We start from the raw sequence: 22,314 nt of genomic DNA, 5'->3' as shown, positions 1-22,314 counted from the left end.
CAGTGAACGGTGGCGGGGCGGCCGGGCGTTCTGTCGTACTCTGGGCGGACAGGCTACGAAAGGCGCATCTGGTGGATATCCGTATTGGCATCTTCAACTCTCCCCGTGAGATCGGTTTCGAGACATCGCAGCCGGCGGCCGAGATCGAGGAAACGGTGGCCAAGGCTCTCGCCGGGTCCACCGGCTACCTGAAGCTCTCCGACGACAAGGGAAAGGTCTACATCATTCCCACGATCGGCCTCGCCTATGTCGAGCTGGGCTCTGAGACCTCCCGCCGCGTCGGCTTCGTCGCCTAGCAGCAGCCGTGGAACTCCTGTTCGTGGCCCTCGGCGGGGCCATTCTCGGGCTGGCCGCACGGTACCTTCTGCCCGGTCGTGACTTCCACGGGGCCGTGCTGGTGCCCGCGGTCGGAACGATTGTCGCATCCGTCGTCTGGGTCGCCCTGACCTGGCTCGGCTGGAACTGGGACGGTGGCTGGATCTGGTGGGTCACCCTCGGCCTGTCGGCCACGGCCTCGGTCGCGGTGGACATCGTGCTGCACCGACGGCGCGAACACGCCGACCGGGAAATGCAGCAGCGCCTTACGACGGCCGAGGCCGCGCACACCGCCTGAGTTATTCCGGGCGGCGCGTCAGGCATTCGGTCGGCGCGTCAGGCTTTCGACCGGCGCGTCAGGCCGTGAGTCCCAGCCCGTCCATCCGGCGGGTGTGCGCCGCGATGAGTTCGGTGAAGACCGGCTCGATCCGGGACTCTTCGGTGCCCGATGCGGACGACAACGCCATCGCCGACCGAGCGACCAGCAGGGTGTCCCCCACGAGCCGTCGACCCCACATGGCCAGGCGTGAGGCCAGGGTCGGATCAGCATTGATCGCAGCCTTGAGCTCGTGCACGAGCACCTCGGTGCCGGCATCCTCGCCGAGCAGGTGCGCGATCCGAGGGCCGACGTCGCCGGGCAATCCGTCGGCCAGCCGGATGAAGAAGTCGTCGAGCAGTCCGCCGGTGAGATAGCAGCTGAGCAGCACCTCGGGCCAGTCGGCGCCGGTGGTCTTCTGTCGGTAGAGGTCGAGCGCGGGCGCGAACGGGCCCATCTCCACGGCGGGCTCGCCTCCGCGCTGGCGGATCTCGTTAATCAGGCCGTGGTGCTTGGAGAGCGCGCGGCCCGCTGCGGCGCTCAGGCCCTCCCTCGCTGCCAGGTCCGGCGCGGTTGCGACCGCGGAGGCGAGGCTCTCGAACACGGCAAGCTCGAAGTAGGCGGCCTGGCCGAGGTAGGGCATCACCCGCGGCGTGAGGTCGCTGATGTCGACTTTCGTCGTCGACTGCTTCACCCTGCGGGCGCTCAGCCGGGGTGTCTCCGACCGCTTCGGACGCTTACCAAACCACGAGATCACGGGCTCAGCTTAGGACAGCTCGACGCGCCGCGCAGCGCCGGAGCCCCGTCAAGGCCGGTTCCCAGCGGCCGCCCGGTAAGCTGGACTCACGCCATCGGCATGGATCGGTGGCAGTGCGCCTGAAGGAAAAGACGGGCGCATCCCGCTTCAAGCTAATGACAGGCATACATTCGTGACTTTCTCCGAACTCAATATCGATCAGGACATGGTTCAGGCTCTCGCCGACAAGGGCATCCTGGAACCGTTCCCCATCCAGGTGCAGACCATCCCCCTCGCCCTCAGCGGCCAGGACATCATCGGCCAGGCCAAGACCGGCACCGGCAAGACCTTCGGCTTCGGCCTCCCCCTCATCCAGCGCCTCGGCCTCAACCCGGCGCCCGGAGTGCAGGCGCTCGTCGTCGTGCCGACCCGCGAGCTGTGCGTGCAGGTCTCCGAAGACCTCGAGCTCGCCGCGAAGAACCGCGACACCACGATCGTCTCCATTTACGGCGGCAAGGCCTATGAAGGCCAGATCGAGGCCCTCAAGGCCGGCGCGCAGATCGTCGTCGGAACCCCCGGACGCCTGCTCGACCTCGCCAGCCAGCGCCTGCTGAGCCTCGCCAACGTGCAGGAAATGGTGCTCGACGAGGCCGACAAGATGCTCGACCTCGGCTTCCTCGCCGACATCGAGAAGCTCTTCGCCCAGACCCCGGCCACCCGCCACACCATGCTGTTCTCGGCCACGATGCCCGGCCCGATCGTCGCCCTCGCGCGCCGCTTCATGAACCGGCCCATCCACATCCGCGCCACCGACCCCGACGAAGGCCTGATGCAGGCCAACATCGAGCACCTGGTCTACCGCGCGCACAACATGGACAAGGACGAGGTGATCGGCCGCATCCTGATGGCCGACGGCCGCGGGAAGACCGTCATCTTCACCCGCACCAAGCGCGCCGCCGCGAAGCTCGTCGAGGAGCTCGGCGACCGCGGCTTCAACGCCACCGCCGTGCACGGCGACCTGAACCAGGAACAGCGCGAACGCGCCATGGCCTCGTTCAAGGCCGGCAAGAAGGACATCCTGATTGCCACGGATGTCGCCGCCCGCGGCATCGACGTCGAAGACGTCACCCACGTGATCAACCACACCATCCCCGAAGACGACAAGGCGTACCTGCACCGTGTCGGCCGCACCGGCCGCGCCGGCAAGACCGGCATCGCCGTGACCTTCGTCGACTGGGACGACATGCACAAGTGGACGCTCATCAACAAGGCGCTCGACTTCGGCACCCCCGTGCCGATGGAGACGTACTCGTCCTCGCCGCACCTCTTCACCGACCTGAACATCCCGGTCGGCTCCAAGGGCCGCCTGCGGGCCACCCCGATCAAGGAGGTCGTCGCCGGCGCCGCTGGGGGTCGCTCGGACTCCGGCCGCTCCGGTGGCGCGGGCCGCTCCGGTGGCGCCGGTCGCTCCGCCGGTGCGGGCCGTTCCGACTCGGGCCGTTCCGACTCAGGCCGTTCAGACCACGGGCGCTCCGGCGACGTGGCCGGCGGCCGTCCGCCCCGCACCCGCACCAGGGTCAGCAGCAGCACCAACCCGGATGCCCCCGCGGCCACGCCGGCGGCCGGCACCCACGATGGCGGAGGCGCCGAGCACCACGACGGCAACAGCGCTCCCCGGCGCCGCAGCCGCAGCCGTCGCCGCTCGCCGCAGGCCGGCAGCACCGGTGCGGTCTAGACCGGCCGTCTCTCCCTCACCCAGCCGCAACTGGGTTGCGAGAAACCACCCTCCCGGCGCCAGGGAGGGTGGTTTCTCCGCACCCGCACCCGCACCCGCCGCGCAACTGAGTCGCGGACAAAGTACCTTCCCAGCGCCAACGAAGGTACTTTCTCCGCATCTCAACCATGAGACACCTCGCGACCCATTGCGCGCGGGCTGACGACACTGAAGGCAGCAGGCAGCAGGCAGAGTGCAGCAGCACTCGCGCATCCGCCAGCGCAACGAATCTGAGTTGCGGACAAAGCACCTTCCCAGCGCCAACGAAGGTACTTTCTCCGCATCTCAACGGATGGTGACGCGCGCGGCCGGGCGACCGCGTCAGCCGTAGATCGGCGGGGTGCCCGTTCCCTGCTCGATGATCTGCTCGAGCACCTCGGACGACGTCGTGTTCTCGCCCAGCCGGTTCGGCTTGCCGGTGCCGTGGTAGTCGCTCGACCCGGTCACGGCCAGTCCGTACTTGGCCGCCAGCTCGTACAGGCGCGCCTTGGCAGCCGGCTCGTTTTCCCGGTGCTCCAGCTCGAGTCCGAACAGCCCCGCCTCGACCATTTCCGCGAGCCGCTTCTCCGGCAGCATGTGCGCCAACCCGCGCGTCGCCGGATGCGCGAGCACCGGTACTCCGCCGGCCGCCCGAACCAGGCGAATCGCGAAGAGCGGATCGGGAGCGTAGTGCGGCTGGTAGTACCCGGCCTCCCAGTGCAGGATGCCGGCGAAGGCCTCGCTGCGGGTGAGGACCAGGCCGCGCGCGACCAGCGCGTCGGCGATGTGCGGGCGGCCGACCGTGGCGCCCTCCGTCGTCTGCGCGAGGACATCCTCCCAGGTCAGCTCGTAGTCGGCCCCGATCCGCTCCACCATCTGCTCGGCCCGGGTGAGTCGCGCCGAGCGGATCCGTGCCGTCTCCGCAACGATTCCGGCATCCGACGGGTCGAACAGGTAGGCCAGCAGGTGCACGCTGGTGAAGCGCTCGCGGGTGCTGAACTCCATGCCGCGGATGAGCGTGATGCCCACTTCGCCGGCCATCCGGGCGGCCTCGGGCCAGCCGGCGGTCGAGTCGTGGTCGGTCAGCGCGACCGTGCCGAGGCCGGCCGCCGCGGCCGCCCGGATCAACTGGGACGGGGTCTCCGTGCCGTCCGAGACGCTGGAGTGGGTGTGCAGGTCAATGGGACCCCTGAAACGCCGCGCGCCTGCCATGTCCCCATGCTAGTTGGGCGGGACGGCCGGGGCGTGGCTAAGCCGACTTTCAGCAATCTCGCCTAGCCTGAACAGGCCATGCCTACCCGATTCCTCAGCGCCCTGATTGTCATCGGGGCCTCCGTCGCCCTGCTGATCCTCAGCTGGCCGCAATTCTTCGGGCTGCAGAACACCTGGATCATCGCCCACGCGGTGTCGCTGCGCGGCCTCATGCTCGTCGGCGCGGCCGCGCTCGTGGTCGTACTGCTGCTGATCATGCTCTTCCGCCCCCTGCGCGCCCTGGCCGGGCTGCTCGTGGCGGCCCTCCTCGTGTTCGGCGTTGCGAACCTCGCCATTGTGGCTTCGCGGGGCATCGGACCGGATGCCGCGGTGCCGGCCGCGGCCGAGACCGGGTCTCCGGCCAATGAGGCAGGCACGGCCCAGCGCGTCACCGTGCTCAGCTGGAACACCCTCGGGGACGCGCCCGGGGCCGAGGAGATCGCGAAGCTGGCCCTCGAGCAGGATGCCGACATCCTCACCCTGCCCGAGACGACCGAGAAGACCGGTGTGGCCATCGCCGAGGCGATGCGCGTCAGCGGGCGGCCGATGTGGGTGCACACCGTCGCCTTCGACCTCGTCTCGAAGGCGCGATCGACGACGCTGCTGATCAGCCCGGAACTCGGCGACTACGAGGTGACCAGCGCCGCGGGCTCCGGCCCGCCGGGCAACACCAACGTGCTGCCGACCGTCGTCGCCGCCCCGACCGACGGGAAGGGACCGACGGTGATCGCCGTGCACGCCGTCTCGCCGATCCAGTTCGAAATGTCGAACTGGCGCTCCGACCTGGACTGGCTGGCCACCCAGTGCACCGGCGACGACATCATCATGGCCGGGGATTTCAACGCGACGATCGACCACATGGCCGGTAGGGCTCCGGTCGACTCGGCCGTTTTGGGCGACTGCCGGGATGCCGCGTTGTCGGCCGGATCTGCGGCCGTCGGCACCTGGCCGGCCTCAGCGCCGAAGCTGCTGGGGAGCCCCATCGACCACGTGCTCACGACCCCGAACTGGCAGGTCGACAGCATGAGCGTGATCGGCTCGCGGGACGCCTCCGGCAGCGACCACCGTCCGATCGTCGCCACCCTCTCCCTCGCCCCCTGACCCGCGCGTCCCCGCGCCGCGCCGCCGCTGCCGTCGCGCCGCCGCCGCCGCCCCCTATGCCGCCGAACCGTGAGTTTGGCACCTTCCCGGCGGCCACGAAGGTGCCAAACTCACAGTTCGGCGAGAGGCACGGGCCGAGGCACGGGCCGAGGCACGGGCGGAGGCAGGGGCCCGCGCTCAGCGGATGCCCGACGAGCAGTGGGAGAATGGCGCAATGGCCTCTACCGACACTGTGATCACCCCCGTCCCCCGTTCGAACGAGAACCGCTCCACCACACCGAATTCGGACGTCTTCAAGTCATATATCTCCAGCCAGTGGGCGGACCGCACTGACGCGGTCCCCACGGCCCGGGAGCAGGCTCCGTTTGCCGCGGCCCGCCGCGCACGCCTGTCCGCGCTGTACCCGGGACAGCGCCTGGTCATCCCCGCCGGTCGTCTCAAGCAGCGCTCGAACGACACCGACTACGCCTTCCGTGCCCACTCGGCCTTCGCGCACCTCACCGGCTGGGGCGCCGACGCCGAGCCGGGCGCCGTGCTCGTGCTCGAGCCGACCGCCGCCGGCCACGAGGCGACCCTGTACTTCCGCGAGGCCGCGGGTCGCGACTCCGACGAGTTCTATGCCAACGCCGAGATCGGCGAGTTCTGGATCGGCCCGCGGCCGTCGATCGAGCAGGTTTCGGCCGACCTCGGCCTGGCCGTGCGCGGCATCGCCGAGCTCGAGTCCGTGCTCCGGTCCGTCGACAGCGAGACCCTCGTCGTACGCGGCGCGGATCCCGAATTCACCGAAGAAGTAGACGAGGCCCGCCTCCGGTTCGCCGCCGACAAGGTGCTCAGCATGAACGCCTCCGACTCGCCGTTCAGCCTCGAGGTCAACGCCGAGCACGACCCGGACAAGCAGCTCGCCCGCGACCTGTCGGAGCTGCGCCTCGTCAAGGACTCGTACGAGATCGAGCAGATGCGCCTCGCCGTCGCGGCCACCGGGCGCGGCTTCGACGACGTCATCAGTGACCTGCCCCGGTCGAGCACGCACCAGCGCGGCGAGCGCCTCGTGGAAGGCGTGTTCAACACGCGCGCCCGGGTCGACGGCAACGCGGTCGGCTACGACACGATCGCGGCCTCCGGCCCGCACGCCTGCATCCTGCACTGGACCCGCAACGACGGCCCCGTCGTGCCGGGCGACATGATCCTGCTCGACGCCGGCGTCGAACTCGACAGCTACTACACCGCAGACATCACCCGCACCCTGCCGGTCAACGGCAGCTTCAGCGAGGTGCAGCGCCGCGTCTACGACGCCGTGCTCGAGGCAGCGGATGCCGCCTTCGCCGTCGTCCGCCCCGGCATCGTGTTCCGAGAAGTGCACGCCGCCGCAATGGCCGTCATCGCCCGCCGCACCGCCGAGTGGGGCATGCTCCCGGTCACGGCCGAGGAGGCGCTGCAGCCCGAGAACGGCCACCACCGCCGCTACATGGTGCACGGCACGAGCCACCACCTCGGTCTCGACGTGCACGACTGCGCGCAGGCGCGGCGCGAGATGTACATGGACGGCGTGATCGAAGCCGGCATGGTGTTCACCATCGAGCCAGGCCTGTATTTCCAGTCGGACGATCTCACCGTTCCCGCCGAGTACCGCGGCATCGGCGTGCGGATCGAAGACGACATCGTCGTGACCGCGGACGGTGCGGAGAACCTTTCCGCCGCGATCCCGCGCACCGCCGCCGACGTCGAGACCTGGATCGCCACCCTCACGTCCTAGTCGCGCCCGACCCCGACCCGCCGAACTGTGAGTTTGGCACCTTCCCAGGCGCAACGAAGGTGCCAAACTCACAGTTCGGCGGAGGTTACCGGCCGGAACGGGCGTCGCCGGCGGCTTCGCTCACGGCTTCGCGGGCGGCTCGAAGTCGGGCGCGGATTCGGGCGCGGAAGTCTGGACGCCGTACCTGGGCGGCTCGGCGGCCGGCGGCCCGGCGGCCGGCGGCTCGGTGCCGGCAGCGGGCGGCTCGGTTCCGGCAGCGGGCGGCTCGGTGGGCCGGGTTGCCTCCGCCGGATGCGGCGCGGCCGCGTGCGCCCCGCCATCCGCGATCCCGGCCAGCAGGTTGCGCGCCCGGTTGACCAGGCTCGGCTCGACGATGATCTGATAGTTGCTCGCGATCACCTGCATCGTCGAGGTGAAGTCGCGGCGGCGACGGTTCAGCGCATAGCTGACCAGGCTGAAGAACATCCCGAAACCGGCACCGATCAGCAGCGCGGCGGCCACGAACGGCAGGCTGGAACCGGTCGGCGAGAAGATGAAGAACAGCACCCCGAAAAAGATCCCCATCCAGGCTCCGGATGCCGCTCCGGCGAGTGCGACCTTGCCGTAGGTGAGCTTGCCGGTCACCCGTTCGACGCTCTTGAGGTCGTTGCCGACGATGGAGAGCTGCTTCACCGGGAAGTCCGACACGGCGAGCTTCTCGACCGCCTGCTGCGCCTCGTTGTAGGTCTCGAAGGTGGCCAGGACCTCGCCCTTCGGCAGGACCGGGAAGAGCACCGCCGAGCGGGAGGACCAGGGGCTTTGATTACTCATGCCGCCATTGTTCCACGCTCGCAGGGATTAGCTGGTGAGTGGCCTAGATTTGTACTGTGAGTGCCACCAGAGTCTTCGTCGCCCGCCTGGCCGGATGCACCGTCTTCGACCCCGCGGGCGACCGCGTGGGCAAGGTGCGCGATGTTCTGGTGGTCTACCGAAAAAACGACCCGCCCCGAGTCGTCGGCCTGATCGTCGAAATTCCCGGCAAGCGCCGCGTGTTCGTCTCGATCGGCCGGGTGACCAGCATGGGCTCGGGCCAGATCATCACCACCGGCCTGATCAACGTGCGACGCTTCGAACAGCGCGGCGGCGAAGTGCGCGTCATCGCCGAGATGCTCGGCCGCAAGGTCGCCTTCGACGACGGCTCCGGCGACGCGACGGTCGAGGACGTCGCGATCGAGCAGAGCGGTCCGAGCAGCCAGGGCGACTGGGCGATCAGCCAGCTCTTCGTCCGGCGCCCCAGGACGAGCGCATCCCCCTTCGCCAAGGGCGCGACGGCCTTCGTCACCTGGGGCGAGGTGCGCGAGAAGTCGACGGTGGGCCAGGCCCAGTCGGCCGAGCAGCTCATCGCCACGTACTCCGAGCTCAAGCCCGCCGACCTCGCGAACACGCTGCTCGACCTGCCGCGGGAGCGCATGTTCGAGGTGGCCGGCGAGCTGCCCGACGGCCGCCTCGCCGATGTGCTCGAGGAGATGCCCGAGAGCGAGCAGGTGGGCATCCTGACCCGGCTCGGCGACGCCCGCGCCGCCGAGGTTCTCGACCACATGCAGCCGGATGACGCGGCCGACCTGATCGCCCAGCTTCCGTCAGAGCGCGGCGAGCAGTTGCTCGACCTGATGGAGCCGGAGGAGGCAGACGATGTGCGCTTCCTGCTCACCTACGCCCCGGACACCGCCGGCGGACTGATGACCACCGAGCCGATCATCGTGTCGGCCGACGCCACCGTGGCCGAGGGGCTCGCGCTCATCCGTCGCCACGACCTGGCGCCCGCCCTCGGCGCGGCGATCTGCGTCACCCTGCCGCCGTACGAGCCGCCGACCGGTCGCTTCCTCGGCATGGTGCATTTCCAGCGGATGCTGCGCTACCCGCCGCACGAGCGCCTCGGCACCCTGCTCGACCTCGGCCTCGAGCCCGTCACCGCCGAAACCTCGGCGGCCGAGGTGTCGCGCATCCTCGCCAGCTACGACCTCGTGTCGGTGCCCGTCGTCGACGAGAACCACCGCCTGGTCGGTGTGGTCACGATCGACGACGTGCTCGACTATCTGCTCCCCGACGACTGGCGCAGCCATGACGGCACCGAGGAAGTGCGCCGGCGCGCCGCGGTGCGCAGCGAGCTGAAGACCGGAAGCATCCCCCTGCCCGGCGGGAAGGACAGCGGCCATGGCCAGGGCTAACCGCGCGGAGCAGCGGCTCGACGCACCCAAGGGCCTGCGTTCCCGGGGGCTCGGAGGCTTGGGCCTCGGCCGGGGCAGCGACCGCTTCGGGCGGTTCACCGAGGCGATCGCCCGCGGAATGGGTACCCCCTGGTTCCTTCTCGGGCTGACCCTGTTCGTGGCCGCCTGGGTCACCTGGAACACCCTCTCCCCCGCCCCGCTGCGCTTCGACTCCATCGAACTTGGCTTCATCGCGCTCACCCTGGTTCTCTCCCTGCAGGCCTCCTACGCCGCTCCCCTGATCCTGCTGGCGCAGAACCGCCAGGACGACCGCGACCGGGTGCAGATCGAACAGGACCGGCAGCGGGCCGAACGCAACCTCGCCGACACCGAATATCTGGCGCGGGAGGTCGTCGCCCTGCGACTGGCGATGAAGGACCTCGCGTCGAAGGACTTCCTCCGGGCCGAACTGCGTTCCGTGCTGGAGAACCTCGAACAGCGTGACGAACAGGCCCGGCGAGCGCGGCGCAGCGAAGCGGCAGAGCGGGACCGCGAGGAACGTCCCCGGGGTGAATAGCGACGCGGTCTACGCGGCGCTCGCCCGGGTGATCGACCCGGAGATCCGCAAGCCGATCACCGAGCTGGACATGGTGGAGGGCGTCACGGTCGCCGACGACGGCCGGGTGACCGTGGCGATCCGGCTGACGATCGCCGGCTGCCCCGCCGCGCAGAAGATCGAACGCGATGTGCTCCGGGCCGCGGAATCCGTCGCCGGCGAAGGTCGGGCCTCGGTCGAGGTCGGCGTCATGACCCGGGAGCAGCGCCAGGCCCTGACCGAAAAACTGCGCGGCGGCAAGGCGGCCCGCGTCACCCAGTTCGGGCCGGAGTCGCTGACCCGCGTCTACGCGATCACGAGCGGAAAGGGAGGCGTCGGCAAGTCCACGATCACCGCCAACCTGGCCGTCGCGCTGGCCGCGCAGGGCCTGCGGGTCGGCATCGTCGACGCGGATGTGCACGGGTTCTCGATCCCGGGCCTGCTCGGGCTCGTCGCCGAGCCCACGGACGGAGCCCGAACGGGCAGCGCGGTCAAGCCGACCCAGGTCGGCGACATGATCCTGCCGCCGATCGCCTACGACGTGAAGGTCATCTCGATCGCCATGTTCGTCGAGGACGCGTCGGTGGCCGTGGCCTGGCGCGGGCCGATGCTGCACCGCACGATCCAGCAGTTCCTCACCGACGTGTACTTCGGCGACCTGGACATCCTGCTGCTCGACCTGCCTCCCGGAACCGGCGACGTGGCGATCACCGTGGGCCAGCTGCTCCCCCACGCCGAGGTCATCGTCGTCACCACGCCGCAGCCGGCGGCCGCCGAGGTCGCCGAGCGCAGCGGCGTCGTCGCCCGCCAGACCGGCCAGAGCGTCTACGGCGTGATCGAGAACATGTCCGGGCTGCCGCAGCCCGACGGCACGGTGCTCGAACTCTTCGGCTCCGGCGGCGGCGCCGAGGTCGCCAGGCGCCTCTCCTCGAACCAGGAAGCGCCCGTGCCCCTGCTCGCGCAGGTGCCGCTCAGCGTGCCCCTGCGTTCCGGCGGCGACCGGGGCGTGCCGGTCGTGCTCGGCGACCCCGCCGATCCCGCCGCCGTAGCCATTCGCGCGGTGGCCGAGCGGCTCGCCACCCGGGGCCGGGGGCTCTCCGGCCGCAGCCTGGGCATCTCGCCGAAATAAAAGCCCGCCCGAGAAGACGGATGCCGCTCGCCGCGGAGGCCGAGCAACCGCTGCGCGCGTCCACCGGCGGGGCTACGCTGGCGCCAGGTCGGCCGACCCGTGCCGACGGAAGCGAGGACATCCGCATGTTCACCCTGCACATCGAACACACCGTGACCGACTACGACGCGTGGAAGCGTATGTTCGACGCGGATCCCGTCGACCGGAAAGGCTCGGGCGTCACCGCGTACCGGGTCAGGCGGCCCGTCGGTGACGCCGGGTCGGTGATGGTCGAACTCGACTTCGACTCCCGCGAGGCCGGAGAACGGATGGGCGCGGCGCTCGATGAGCTGTGGAAGGGCCCGGCTGCCGCGATCACGATCAACCCGCACTCGAGGCTCACCGAGACGGTCGAATCCGCCACGCTCTGAGAACCGTCCGGGGCGCCATCCGGCGGGCGGGCCGCTCGCCCCTAGACTGGCCCGCATGCCTGCCACCACGCTTGATCGACCGCTGATCACCGACCTCGACCGCGACATCGCCTCCACCTCGGGGACAACCGTCGACGTGATCGCCCCGTTCAGCGGCGAGGTGCTGCACCGGCTGCCGGTGAGCACCCACGACGACGTCAGCGAGGCGTATTCGAGCGCCCGGCTGGCCCAGCTGGCCTGGGCCAGGGTCGGGTTCGCCCGCCGCCGGGCGATCCTGCTGCGCGCACACGACCTCGTCCTCAAACGCCGGGAGCTCCTGCTCGACGCGGTGCAGACCGAGACGGGGAAGACCCGCGGCCAGGCCTTCGAGGAGGTCTTCCAGGCCGCCAGCATCACCCGGTACAACGCGCTCTCCGCCCGCACCGTGTTGCGCGGCGGGCGCCGCCGGGCCGCCATCCCCCTCGTGGTCGGCACCCGTGTGCAGTTCCGGCCCAAGGGCGTCGTCGGGGTCATCACGCCGTGGAACTTCCCGCTCAGCCTCGCTGCGATGGACGTCGTCCCCGCCCTGGCCGCCGGCTGCGCAGTGGTGCAGAAGGCCGACAGCCAGGGCGCACTGAGCATCCTCGCGTTGCGGCGAGCGTTCATCGACGCCGGGGTCCCCGCCGCCCTCTGGGCGGTCGTCACGGGTGACGGCGCCGAGATCGGCGGCGCCGTGACGAACCAGGCGGACTACATCTGCTTCACCGGTTCAACGGCGACCGGCAGGAGCGTCGCGGTGCAGGCGGCCGAGAACCTGATCGGTGTGTCGCTCGAACTCGGCGGCAACAACCCGCTGATCGTGCTCGACGACGTCGACCCGGCGAAGGCCGCGGCGGATGCCGCCTACGCCTGTTTTTCCTCGATGGGCCAGCTCTGCGTGTCCATCGAGCGCATCTACGTCGAGCGCGGCGTGGCCGCGGACTTCCTGCGCGAGTTCGTGGTCCGGACGGAGTCGTTGATCCTCGGCGCCGGGTTCGACTACACCGCCGACGTGGGATCCCTCACCAGCCAGGCCCAGCTCGAGCGGGTGACCGCGCATGTGCAGGATGCCCTCGCCAAGGGCGCGACGCTCGAGGCCGGCGGGCGGGCGCGCCCCGACATCGGACCGCTCTTCTTCGAACCGACCGTGCTCAGCGGGGTCACCCCCGACATGCACTGCTACGCGAACGAAACCTTCGGTCCGGTCGTGGCCGTGTCGGTCGTCGACTCCGAGCAGGAGGCAATCCTCGTGGCCAATGACAGCGAGTTCGGGCTCAACGCATCGGTGTTCTCCGGTTCGACCGGCCGCGGGCTCCGCGTGGCGTCCGCGATGGAGGCCGGCAGCGTCAATGTCAACGAGGGCTACCGGGGATCGTTTTCCTCGGTGGACGCTCCGATGGGCGGGGTCAAGCACTCGGGCCTGGGCCGGCGCAACGGTCCGGAAGGCCTGCTCCGGTTCGTCGACGCGACCACGGTTTCGCACGCGACCGGCCTGCTCCAGCTGCCCCGGCTCGGCCGCGAGTTCGCCCGGCTGGCCGGTCCGCTGTTGCTGCTCGCGGTCGTGCTCAAGGCCATCCGCCGCCGCTGACCCGTCCACCTTGACAGTTCCGGTCGACTTTGACCGGCGCACCAGCCGAATTCGACCGGAACCGTCAATCTCGGCGGCTCTAGGTGGCTTCGGTGTCGAAGGGGGCCGGGGCGGAGGGCGTGAGGGCGGCGTTCTCCCTGGCGCGCTTGCGCTGCAGGTAGGCGCTGTCCGGGTTGGGCGCGGCGCGCGAAACCGTGGCCGTCACCTCTTTCTCGGGGGCGTCGTCGACGAGCGCCTCCCGGATGATCCGGCGCGGGTCGTACTGGCGCGGGTCGAGTTTCTTCCAGTCCAGATCGTCGAACTCCGGGCCCATTTCGTCGCGCATGCGGTCCTTGGCCCCGTTGGCCATGTCCCGAAGCTGACGCGCGAGGCGGCCCAATTGCGCCGCGTAATGCGGGAGCCGCTCCGGCCCGAGCAGGAAGACGGCGATGATCCCGATCAGGAGAAGTTTCTCGAAGGTCAGACCGAACATTTATTCAGAATAACCCTCGGCGGGGCATCCCCGGACCAGCCGAGGCTCCCACGTAGTCTTGATGCACCCCCTACTGGAGTTGTGCCGTGACTGACATTGAACTGAACTGGAAATTCTCCGACGACCTGGTCGTGGAAAGCGATGCGCTTTCCAAAGCGAGGCAGCAGTCCCATGAGCTCGGCATCGACGCGATCGCGCCCTCGGTGGGCGCCCAGACCGCCGTGATCGCCGCGGCGACCGGCGCGCGGAGCATCCTCGAGGTAGGCACGGGAGCCGGCGTCTCCGGCATCTGGCTGCTCACCGGTGCCCCGGGCGCGACGCTGACGTCCATCGACACGGAGATCGACCACCAGCAGCATGCCAGGGCGAACTTCATCGAGGCGGGGATCCCCGCCAACCGGGTGCGCCTGATCACCGGCAAGGCGGCCGACGTGCTGCCTCGGATGAACGAGAGTTCCTACGACATTGTCTTCGTCGACGCCGACCCGCAGTCGGTCATCGAATACGTTGAGCACGCCCTCCGCCTGGCCAGGCCAGGCGGAACCGTGCTCGTGGCCCACGCCCTCTGGCGCGGACGGGTGGCGAACCCGACCCAGCGCGACGACCTGGCAACCGGGTTCCGCACCCTGCTGACCGAGATCGCGTCCTCCCGGGCCGTCATCAGCGCCCTCTCCCCCGTCGGGGACGGGCTGCTGCAGATCACCAAGCTGCGCGCCTGACGAAGCGCGCATCACGTTAAACGGAGTTCGGCCGCACGGCAGAGCCGCGCGGCCGAACATCCGTGGTGCAATCAACCGGGCCTAGACGGCCGAACTGACCACCCCGGCAAGTGCGTCGTGAAGCTCCTTCGCTTCGGCGTCGTTCACGGAGACGACAAGTCGACCTCCGCCTTCAAGCGGTACCCGCACAATAATCAGGCGGCCCTCTTTGACGGCCTCCATAGGCCCATCCCCGGTCCGTGGCTTCATGGCAGCCATGAACTCCCCTTTCATTCAATTCCTCTGAACTTCCATTATCGTCTATCGGGCCCCGAAGACTGTAATTAGGGGGGTGTCCAGTCGGCGCCGTCGACCCTCCAGCAGATCAGGAGCCAGCCCCACTGGCCGGCAACGCAGAGCAGAACGACCCCGGCCCGGTACAGCCGACTCCGAGGCTGGGCCACCGCGCCGAGCAGGGGGAACAGCGGCACGAGCAACCGGAAGGTGCTCGACTGCGGGAAGAACACGGCGAACAGGTAGAGCGCATAGCCGGCCACCCAGAACCTCAGGTCCACGCCGAGCCGCCGGACGGCCGGCGTGAACATGACCATCGTGAAGGCCAGGATCAGCGCCAGCACGGCGACGATGCCCAGCGGCATCCCGAGCCACCAGACGCCGCTCTGGAACCAGGCGGTGAACGGAACGAGCTCCTGGTAGCCGATATACGGCGCCCGCCAGGCCAGCTCCGTGTCGGTGTACGCCGTGAGCGACCCGGTGACCGCCCACGCCGCGAGCGGCCAGGCGAGGCCGATGATCCCGCTGAACACGGCGACGGATGCCGACAGCACCCGTTCCCGGGGCGGGAACGGGTCCCGGCCCCTCGTGATCCAGCGGTACGCCACGTGCAGCGCGAGGGCGAGCGCGAAGGCGAGGCCGCTCGGGCGGGTCAGCGCCATCACGGCGATCACCGGGAACAACGCCGCGTAGCGCCGCTCGAGCAGGAGGCAGAGCGCCAGGGTGAGGAAGAACAGGTACATCGATTCCGCGTAGCCGAACTGCAAAATCGGGGAGAGCGGGGCGACGCAGAACAGCACGACCGAGAACAGCGCGGTCCCGTGGTCCAGCACCCGGCGCATCAGCCGGTAGAACAGCAGGGCCGAGCCGAGGCTGAAGGCCACCGACACGAATACGGCAACGGGAGCCCAGTCCGCACCGCTGGCCTCCATCAGCAGCCGCACGGCGGCCGGATACCCGGGCATGAACGCCCAGGCGTTCTCCGCCACCTGGCCCTCCGGCGTGACCGGCAGCACCGAGGGGTAGCCGCCGATCGCGACGATGTTGTACCAGCGGCCGTCCCACATGTTCGCGAAGTCGGCGTAGCGCGGCCGGGCGCCCGTCCACGCGTTGGCCTCCTGCAGGTTCGCCATCGCGAGCACGAGCGATGTCGTCACCAGCCGGGACGCGGCCCAGACGAAGGCGACCTTCGCCCACCACGGAGTGAGCCGGTACCGGGCCCGCCACCGCGCGGGGATTCGCGTCTGGGCGGCGGTGGCGGACATCGCGGGCCCTTAGTCGGTGGAGGCGGTCAACCAGGAACGGAGGCCGTCTTCGCACTCCGTGATCTGCCGCAGGGCAACCCGTTCGTCATCCGCGTGGGCCTTGAGCGGGTCGCCGGGACCGTAGTTGACGGCGGGGATCCCGAGGGCGGAGAAGCGCGCGACATCCGTCCAGCCGTACTTGGGCCGGGGTTCCGCGCCGACGGCGGCGAGGAACTGTTTGGCGAGCGGGGCGTCGAGCCCGGGGCGGGCTCCGGCGGCGGAGTCCACGACGGTGATGTCATAGCCGGGGAACAGCTCGTGCACGTGCGCCAGCGCCTCCTCGATCGAGCGGCTGGGGGCAAACCGGTAGTTGATGTGCACCGTGCACTCGTCGGGGATGACGTTGCCGGCGATACCCCCGGTGATGCCGACGGCGTTGAGGCCCTCGCGGTAGACCAGTCCCTCGACCTCCACCGCGCGGGGCTCGTAGTTCGCGAGCGTGTCGAGAATGGGGGTGACCTTGTGGATGGCGTTCTCGCCCACCCAGCTGCGCGCCGAATGCGCGCGCAGGCCGAACGTGCGGATTTCGACGCGCAGGTTCCCGTTGCAACCGCCTTCGACCTGGCTGTTGCTCGGTTCGCCGAGGATCGCGAAGTCCCCCTCGAACAGATCGGGCCGATTGCGGGCGAGCCGGCCGAGGCCATTGAGCGCGTCCGAAACCTCCTCGTGGTCGTACCACATCCAGGTCAGGTCGACGATGGGGTCGGTGAGCTCCGCGGCGAGCTTGAGCTGCACGGCGACGCCGGCCTTCATATCGACGGTGCCGCGACCCCACAGATAATCCACGCCGTCGACGGTTTCGAACCTGGTCGGCAGGTTGTTGTTCAGCGGCACGGTGTCGATGTGGCCGGCGATCACGACGCGCTGGGCCCGGCCGAGGTTGGTGCGGGCGACGATGGTGTCGCCGTCCCTGATGATTTCGAGGTGGCCGAGGCCGCTGAGCGTACGCTCGATGGCGTCGGCCAGTCCGGTCTCGTTACCGGACACCGACTCCATGTCGCAGATTTCACGCGTGATGTCGATGGATGATGCGGCGAGGTTCAGGGCCGCGGGGATCTGAGGCACGGGAGTGAGAGGCACCCTACTAATCTAGAGCCATGGTCACGCCGCTCCCGTCAAACGCCCCCGCACCGACGCATGGCTGGGGGTACGGGCTGGCCACGGTTTCCGGCAACGGAACCGTGCTGGACACGTGGTTCCCGGCCCCCGGTCTCGGCCGGCTGCCGGCCGGACGCGACCGCTGGATCGTGCCCGCCGAACTCGAAGCGGCCGCCGGCGACGACACACGGCGTAACGTTTCCCTGGAAGCCGTCACCGTGGAAATCGACCTGCAGGAGCCGCCGGCCGGCACCTCGGACGCGTACCTGCGCCTGCACCTCCTCTCCCACCTGCTCGTGCTCCCCAACAGCATCAACCTCGACGGCATCTTCGGCCATCTCCCCACCGTCGTCTGGACCAACGCCGGGCCGGTGCACCCGGCCGACTACGACCGGTTGCGCCCCTCGCTCCAGCGCCTGGGCATCCAGCCGACCGGGATCGACAAGTTCCCGATGCTGCTGGGCTACGTCACGCCGGACCGGGTGCGGATCGCGGATGCCTCCCGCGTGCGGCTGGGCGCCTACCTGTCCCCCGGGACCACCGTCATGCACGAAGGCTTCGTCAACTTCAACGCCGGAACCCTCGGCTCCTCAATGGTCGAGGGCCGAATCTCCCAGGGCGTTGTCGTGGGCGACGGTGCGGACATCGGCGGCGGCGCCTCGATCATGGGCACCCTCTCCGGCGGGGGAACCCAGCGGGTGTCGATCGGGCAGCGCGCCCTGCTCGGCGCGAACTCCGGCGTCGGCATCGCCATCGGCGACGACACGGTCGTCGAGGCCGGCCTCTACGTCACTGCCGGCACCAAGGTCGTGCTCGTCGGCGAGGCCCGCACGGCGGACGGCGCACCCCGCACGGTGAAGGCCGTCGAGTTGTCCGGCGTGGCCGGCCTGCTCTTCCGCCGCAACTCGCTCACCGGCGCGGTCGAGGTGCTGCGCAGGGACGGAACCGGCGTCGTGCTCAACGAGGCGCTGCACGCCTGACAATGCTTAGGCAGCACCAGGCTTCGGCAACACGGCGCTTCGGCGCTTCGACAACGCTGCGCTTCGGTAACACAACGCGGAGTCGCGCCGCCGGAAGACGCCCCAGCCGATAGCATCCGTGTAGCAGGACCAGCGGGATGCGCAGCATCCGTCGACCTGTCCGGATTCGATCACAGGGGAGTGACGTGGGTACCGACGCACCGCGCAGCAGGCGCCACCGCAGGGCCCGTACGCTCCTCGCCCTGCTCGGCATCGTGCTGAGCCTGGCGCTTGTGGCCGCGGGCCTCGGCGTGTGGACGGTCATGCGGTCCTTCCCGACGCTGTCCGGCGAGGTGGCTCTTCCGGGGCTCGACGCCGACGCTACCGTGTACCGCGACGACGCCGGGATCCCGCAGATCGTCGCGAAGACGTCGAAGGACCTCTTCATGGCGGAGGGGTACGTGCACGCCCAGGACCGCTTCTGGGAGATGGACTTCCGTCGGCACGTGACCGCCGGGCGTCTCTCGGAGCTGTTCGGGGAGAGCCAGGTCGGCACGGACACCTTCATCCGTACCCTCGGCTGGCGGGCCGTTGCCGAGCAGGAGGTAGCGCTGCTCGACCCGGTCACGCTCGGGTACTACCAGGCCTACGCCGACGGCGTCAACGCCTACCTGGCCACCCACCAGGGCACCGACATCTCCCTCGAGTACGCGGTGCTGGGCCTGCAGAACGCCGGCTACGAGCCCGAACGGTGGACGCCGGCCGACTCGGTCGCCTGGCTCAAGGCAATGGCCTGGGACCTCCGCTCAAACCTCGACGACGAAATCGACCGGGCGACGCTCGCGGCGACGCTCACCCCCGAGGAGGTCTCCGAGCTGCACCCGGCCTACCCCTATGCCACCCACCCGACCATCGTGGACGGCATGCCGCCGGCCGCGTCGGCCGTCACCGCGGCAGCGCCCGCCGCGAGCGAGGCGCTCGAGAGCACCGCCCTCGCCTCCCCCCTCGACGACCTGCGCACCGCGCTGGCCTCCGTGCCCGAGTTGCTCGGCCCGGCCGGCGGGGAAATCGGCTCGAACTCCTGGGTGGTCTCCGGCGAGCACACCGACACGGGCGAGCCCATCCTCGCCAACGACCCTCACCTCGGCCCGGTCATGCCCTCGGTCTGGTACCAGGTCGGCCTGCGCTGCGAAACCGTCAGCGCCGACTGCCCGTTCGACCTCGCCGGTTACGGGTTCACCGGCATGCCGGGGATCATCATCGGCCACAACGCCCGGGTCGCGTGGGGCTTCACCAACCTCGGGCCGGATGTCGCCGATCTCTACCTCGAGAAGGTGACCGGCGACAGCTACGAGTACGACGGCGCGGAGAAGCCGCTGATCGTGCGCAACGAGAAGATCACCGTCGCCGGGGGGCCTTCGGTGAAGATCGAGATCCATTCGACCGAGCACGGCCCGATCGTGAGCGGCCTCGAGGGGACCGCGTTCCCGGGGATCGCGAGCGACTACCCGGTCGCCGCCGGCCTGCCGGCCAGTCCCGCGCCGGCAGCCCCCGCCGCGCCCGCCGCCGGCGGCGCCGCAGCCCCCGCAGCGGCAGCCCCCGCCGGCGAGTACCAGCTCGCGCTGCAGTGGACGGCGCTGACGCCGGGCCGAACGGCCACCGCCATCTTCGCCCTCAACGCGGCGACCGATTGGGAGAGCTTCCGCGCTGCGGCCGAACTCTTCGAGGTGCCCTCGCAGAACCTTCTCTACGCCGACGTGGACGGCAACATCGGCTACCAGGCTCCCGGCCTCATCCCGATTCGGAAGAAGGGCGACGGCACGGTGCCGGTGCCCGGTTGGACGAGCGACTACGGCTGGACGGGGTTCATCCCCTACGAGGCGCTGCCGACGACGTTCAACCCGCCCAGCGGACTCATCGTCACCGCGAACAACGCGCCGGTCGGGGCGAACTACCCGCACCTGATCACCGCGGACTGGGACCTGGGCTACCGTGCGAACGAGATCACCTCGCGCCTGCAGGGCATGATCGAGGACGGGAAGCCGGTCACCACCGACACCATGAGCGAGATCCAGGCGGACAACTTCAGCGCGGCCGCGGCGACCCTGGTCCCCCTGTTGCAGGACGTGCGGGTCTCCGGCGCGGCGCGTGAGGCCCAGGCGCTGTTCGACGACTGGGACTTCCAGGTGGACGCCGACAGCGCGGCCGCGGCCTACTTCAACATCGTCTGGCGCAACCTGCTGGTCAACATGTTCGACCACAAGTTGCCGGACGGGCTGGGGCTGACCGGCGGCGACCGGGCGTTCTCGATTGTGGAATCCCTGCTCGACCAGCCCGATTCCGACTGGTGGGTCAACGATCGGATCGGCGCCGTCGGACGCGACAGCATGCTCAGCAAGGTGCTGACCCGCGCCGCCGCAGAGGGCGCCGACCTGATGGGCGCGGATGCCTCCGCCTGGGAGTGGGGCAAGCTGCACACGCTCGAGCTCAAGAACGCCAGCTTCGGCGAGTCGGGCGTTGCCCCGATCGAGTGGCTGTTCAACCGGGGCCCGTACGAGCTCGCGGGCGGCTCATCCGTCGTCAACGCCGTCGGCTGGGATGCCTCGGTCGGCTACACCGTCGACTGGGTGCCGTCGATGCGGCAGGTGATCAGCCTCGCCGACTGGGACGACTCAACCTGGCTGAACCTGACCGGCGAGTCCGGGCACGCGTTCCACCCGAATTACGTCGACCAGATGCCGCTCTGGCAGCGCCACGAGACCCGCCCCTGGCTGTTCAGCCTGGCCGCCGTGAAGAAGTCCGCGCAAGACACCCTGCACCTGCGCGCCGCCCGCAACGACTGACCCTCTCGCCGAACTGTGAGTTTGGCACCTTCCCGGGCCCCACGAAGGTGCCAAACTCACAGTTCGGCGGATCGGGATGGAGCGGAAAAGGCGGACGGGAGTCAGCGGGCGGAAGGACTAGCGGGTGGGGAAGTCGCGGGCCGGCGAGCCGATGTAGAGCTGCTGCGGGCGGCCGATCTTCGTCGCCGGGTCTTCGTTCATCTCGCGCCAGTGGGCCACCCAGCCGGGCAGCCGGCCGATGGCGAACAACACCGTGAACATCCGGGTCGGGAAGCCCATCGCCTTGTAGATGACGCCTGTGTAGAAGTCGACGTTGGGGTAGAGCTTGCGCTCCTGGAAGTAGTCGTCGTTCAGCGCGATGTGCTCGAGTTCCTGGGCGATGTCGAGCAGGTCGTCCTTGACCCCGAGAGCGGCGAGCACCTCGTGGGCGCTCTCCTTGACCAGCGTCGCGCGGGGGTCGTAGTTCTTGTACACCCGGTGGCCGAAGCCCATCAGGCGCACGCCGTGCTCCTTGTTCTTCACCCGTTCGACGTACTTCTCGACGCCCTCGCCGGAGGACTGGATCTCACCGAGCATCTTGAGGACGGCCTCGTTCGCGCCGCCGTGCAGCGGGCCGAAGAGGGCGTTGATCCCGGCGGACACCGACGCGAACAGGTTCGCCTCGGTCGACCCGACCAGGCGAACGGTGGAGGTGGAGGCGTTCTGCTCGTGATCCTCGTGCAGCATCAGCAGGCGTTCGAGCGCCCGGCTCACGACGGGGTTGACCTCGTACGGCTCGGCCAGCGTGCCGAAGTTGAGCTTGAGGAAGTTGTCGACGAAGCTCAGCGAGTTGTCCGGGTAGAGGAATGCCTGGCCGATGCTCTTCTTGTGCGCGTACGCGGCCATCACCGGCAGCTTGGCGAGCAGGCGGATTGTCGAGATCTCGACCTGGGCCGGATCCTTCGGGCTGAGCGAGTCCTGGTAGTACGTCGACAGCGCCGAGACGCCGGACGAGAGCACCGACATGGGGTGCGCGTTCGTGGGCAGCGCGTCGAAGAAGCGGCGCAGGTCCTCGTGCAGCAGCGTGTGGCGGCGGATGCGGGTGTCGAACTCCTCGAGTTCGCTCGCGCTGGGCAGCTCGCCGTAGATCAGCAGCCACGCGGTCTCGAGGAAGCTCGACTTCTGGGCGATCTGCTCGATCGGGTAGCCGCGGTAGCGCAGGATCCCCTTCTCACCATCGATGAACGTGATTGCCGAGCGGGTGGACGCCGTGTTGACGAAGCCCGAGTCGATCGTCGTGAGGCCCGTTTGCCGGGTCAGGGTGGAGATATCGATACTGCCGGCGCCGTCGGTGCTCTCCAGGATCGGGAACTCCGCGCTCCCGCCGGGGAAGGTGAGGGTGGCCATCTTCGGCTCGCCGGATGGGGTGCGTGCGACGTCGCTCACGGCGCCTCCTTGAAGTATGGCAGCGAGAAGATCGCTGCCTGATGGTCTGTGGCGGTCCGCCGCAGAGCAC

21 protein-coding genes are annotated in these 22,314 nt (G+C 69.5%); 13 read left to right on the top strand and 8 right to left on the bottom strand.

Going from position 1 to position 22,314, the window contains the following annotated elements:
- Nucleotides 1-71: 71 nt before the first annotated feature.
- Together E3T54_RS04290 and E3T54_RS04285 are read left to right on the top strand one after the other, a co-directional pair.
- On the top strand, nt 72-296 hold the full coding sequence (locus E3T54_RS04290) for a DUF3107 domain-containing protein (protein ID WP_134474699.1): 225 nt from the start codon (nt 72-74) through the stop codon (nt 294-296).
- 8 nt (nt 297-304) lie between these two features.
- Nucleotides 305-613 (top strand): hypothetical protein, encoded by a 309-nt coding sequence (locus tag E3T54_RS04285; RefSeq protein WP_092324115.1) that lies wholly within the window; start codon nt 305-307, stop codon nt 611-613.
- A 58-nt stretch (nt 614-671) separates the two neighbouring features.
- Here the strand turns inward: E3T54_RS04285 and E3T54_RS04280 are convergent, their stop codons facing one another.
- Nucleotides 672-1,388: a ferritin-like fold-containing protein gene (locus E3T54_RS04280; RefSeq protein WP_134474698.1), complete on the bottom strand. Its 717-nt coding sequence runs from the start codon at nt 1,386-1,388 to the stop codon at nt 672-674.
- A gap of 172 nt (nt 1,389-1,560) precedes the next feature.
- Here E3T54_RS04280 and E3T54_RS04275 point away from each other — a divergent pair, with 172 nt between their 5' ends.
- Nucleotides 1,561-3,102 (top strand): DEAD/DEAH box helicase, encoded by a 1,542-nt coding sequence (locus tag E3T54_RS04275; protein ID WP_134474697.1) that lies wholly within the window; start codon nt 1,561-1,563, stop codon nt 3,100-3,102.
- A gap of 360 nt (nt 3,103-3,462) precedes the next feature.
- Here the strand turns inward: E3T54_RS04275 and E3T54_RS04270 are convergent, their stop codons facing one another.
- Nucleotides 3,463-4,332: a PHP domain-containing protein gene (locus tag E3T54_RS04270; protein WP_134474696.1), complete on the bottom strand. Its 870-nt coding sequence runs from the start codon at nt 4,330-4,332 to the stop codon at nt 3,463-3,465.
- A 78-nt stretch (nt 4,333-4,410) separates the two neighbouring features.
- Between E3T54_RS04270 and E3T54_RS04265 the strand changes: the two genes are divergently transcribed.
- Nucleotides 4,411-5,472, top strand: coding sequence for an endonuclease/exonuclease/phosphatase family protein (locus E3T54_RS04265; RefSeq protein WP_134474695.1), 1,062 nt, complete (start codon nt 4,411-4,413; stop codon nt 5,470-5,472).
- A 214-nt stretch (nt 5,473-5,686) separates the two neighbouring features.
- Nucleotides 5,687-7,225 (top strand): aminopeptidase P family protein, encoded by a 1,539-nt coding sequence (locus E3T54_RS04260; protein WP_134474694.1) that lies wholly within the window; start codon nt 5,687-5,689, stop codon nt 7,223-7,225.
- Between the two features lie 120 nt (nt 7,226-7,345).
- Here E3T54_RS04260 and E3T54_RS04255 read toward each other — a convergent pair whose 3' ends face one another.
- Nucleotides 7,346-8,035, bottom strand: coding sequence for a general stress protein (locus tag E3T54_RS04255; RefSeq protein ID WP_241977047.1), 690 nt, complete (start codon nt 8,033-8,035; stop codon nt 7,346-7,348).
- Nucleotides 8,036-8,091: 56 nt separating this feature from the next.
- Here E3T54_RS04255 and E3T54_RS04250 point away from each other — a divergent pair, with 56 nt between their 5' ends.
- The 5 genes from E3T54_RS04250 to E3T54_RS04230 are packed head-to-tail and all read left to right on the top strand — an operon-like array spanning nt 8,092 to nt 13,151.
- Entirely contained in the window at nt 8,092-9,432 is a 1,341-nt protein-coding gene (locus E3T54_RS04250; RefSeq protein WP_134474693.1) for a magnesium transporter MgtE N-terminal domain-containing protein, read from the top strand.
- The gene (locus E3T54_RS04245) at nt 9,419-9,988 is read left to right on the top strand and encodes a DUF1003 domain-containing protein (protein WP_134474692.1); all 570 of its coding nucleotides are present in this window, start codon (nt 9,419-9,421) and stop codon (nt 9,986-9,988) included. Before E3T54_RS04250 ends, E3T54_RS04245 begins: the two co-directional genes overlap by 14 nt.
- The gene (locus tag E3T54_RS04240; protein WP_241977046.1) at nt 9,981-11,135 is read left to right on the top strand and encodes an Mrp/NBP35 family ATP-binding protein; all 1,155 of its coding nucleotides are present in this window, start codon (nt 9,981-9,983) and stop codon (nt 11,133-11,135) included. The genes E3T54_RS04245 and E3T54_RS04240 overlap by 8 nt, the downstream gene beginning before the upstream one ends.
- Before the next feature lie 20 nt (nt 11,136-11,155).
- Nucleotides 11,156-11,545, top strand: a complete 390-nt coding sequence (locus E3T54_RS04235; protein WP_134474691.1) for a hypothetical protein — start codon at nt 11,156-11,158, stop codon at nt 11,543-11,545.
- A gap of 55 nt (nt 11,546-11,600) precedes the next feature.
- Nucleotides 11,601-13,151 (top strand): succinic semialdehyde dehydrogenase, encoded by a 1,551-nt coding sequence (locus tag E3T54_RS04230; protein ID WP_134474690.1) that lies wholly within the window; start codon nt 11,601-11,603, stop codon nt 13,149-13,151.
- Nucleotides 13,152-13,230: 79 nt separating this feature from the next.
- Here E3T54_RS04230 and E3T54_RS04225 read toward each other — a convergent pair whose 3' ends face one another.
- Entirely contained in the window at nt 13,231-13,623 is a 393-nt protein-coding gene (locus E3T54_RS04225; protein ID WP_092325250.1) for a sec-independent translocase, read from the bottom strand.
- Between the two features lie 86 nt (nt 13,624-13,709).
- On the opposite strand from E3T54_RS04225, the gene E3T54_RS04220 reads away from it, so the two are divergent.
- Nucleotides 13,710-14,342, top strand: a complete 633-nt coding sequence (locus E3T54_RS04220; protein ID WP_092325248.1) for an O-methyltransferase — start codon at nt 13,710-13,712, stop codon at nt 14,340-14,342.
- Between the two features lie 81 nt (nt 14,343-14,423).
- Here the strand turns inward: E3T54_RS04220 and E3T54_RS04215 are convergent, their stop codons facing one another.
- The 3 genes from E3T54_RS04215 to dapE all read right to left on the bottom strand — a co-directional run bounded on the left by E3T54_RS04215 (nt 14,424) and on the right by dapE (nt 17,008).
- Nucleotides 14,424-14,600, bottom strand: a complete 177-nt coding sequence (locus E3T54_RS04215) for a DUF3117 domain-containing protein (protein WP_092325262.1) — start codon at nt 14,598-14,600, stop codon at nt 14,424-14,426.
- A 65-nt stretch (nt 14,601-14,665) separates the two neighbouring features.
- Nucleotides 14,666-15,880 carry a hypothetical protein gene (locus E3T54_RS04210; protein WP_241977045.1) on the bottom strand — a complete coding sequence of 405 codons (1,215 nt, stop codon included), beginning with the start codon at nt 15,878-15,880 and terminating at the stop codon, nt 14,666-14,668.
- A gap of 9 nt (nt 15,881-15,889) precedes the next feature.
- Entirely contained in the window at nt 15,890-17,008 is a 1,119-nt protein-coding gene (gene dapE, locus E3T54_RS04205) for a succinyl-diaminopimelate desuccinylase (protein WP_370254855.1), read from the bottom strand.
- Between the two features lie 8 nt (nt 17,009-17,016).
- Here dapE and dapD point away from each other — a divergent pair, with 8 nt between their 5' ends.
- Together dapD and E3T54_RS04195 are read left to right on the top strand one after the other, a co-directional pair.
- Nucleotides 17,017-17,997, top strand: coding sequence for a 2,3,4,5-tetrahydropyridine-2,6-dicarboxylate N-succinyltransferase (gene dapD, locus E3T54_RS04200; RefSeq protein ID WP_092325244.1), 981 nt, complete (start codon nt 17,017-17,019; stop codon nt 17,995-17,997).
- Between the two features lie 185 nt (nt 17,998-18,182).
- On the top strand, nt 18,183-20,819 hold the full coding sequence (locus tag E3T54_RS04195) for a penicillin acylase family protein (RefSeq protein ID WP_241977044.1): 2,637 nt from the start codon (nt 18,183-18,185) through the stop codon (nt 20,817-20,819).
- 117 nt (nt 20,820-20,936) lie between these two features.
- Here the strand turns inward: E3T54_RS04195 and E3T54_RS04190 are convergent, their stop codons facing one another.
- Nucleotides 20,937-22,205 (bottom strand): citrate synthase, encoded by a 1,269-nt coding sequence (locus E3T54_RS04190; RefSeq protein ID WP_092321352.1) that lies wholly within the window; start codon nt 22,203-22,205, stop codon nt 20,937-20,939.
- Nucleotides 22,206-22,314: the final 109 nt, after the last annotated feature.

Origin of the sequence: Cryobacterium sp. Sr8 (genome assembly GCF_004403225.1) — a bacterium.
Taxonomy (GTDB): Bacteria; Actinomycetota; Actinomycetes; order Actinomycetales; family Microbacteriaceae; genus Cryobacterium; species Cryobacterium psychrotolerans.
This window is presented reverse-complemented; position numbering and strand designations above follow the sequence as displayed.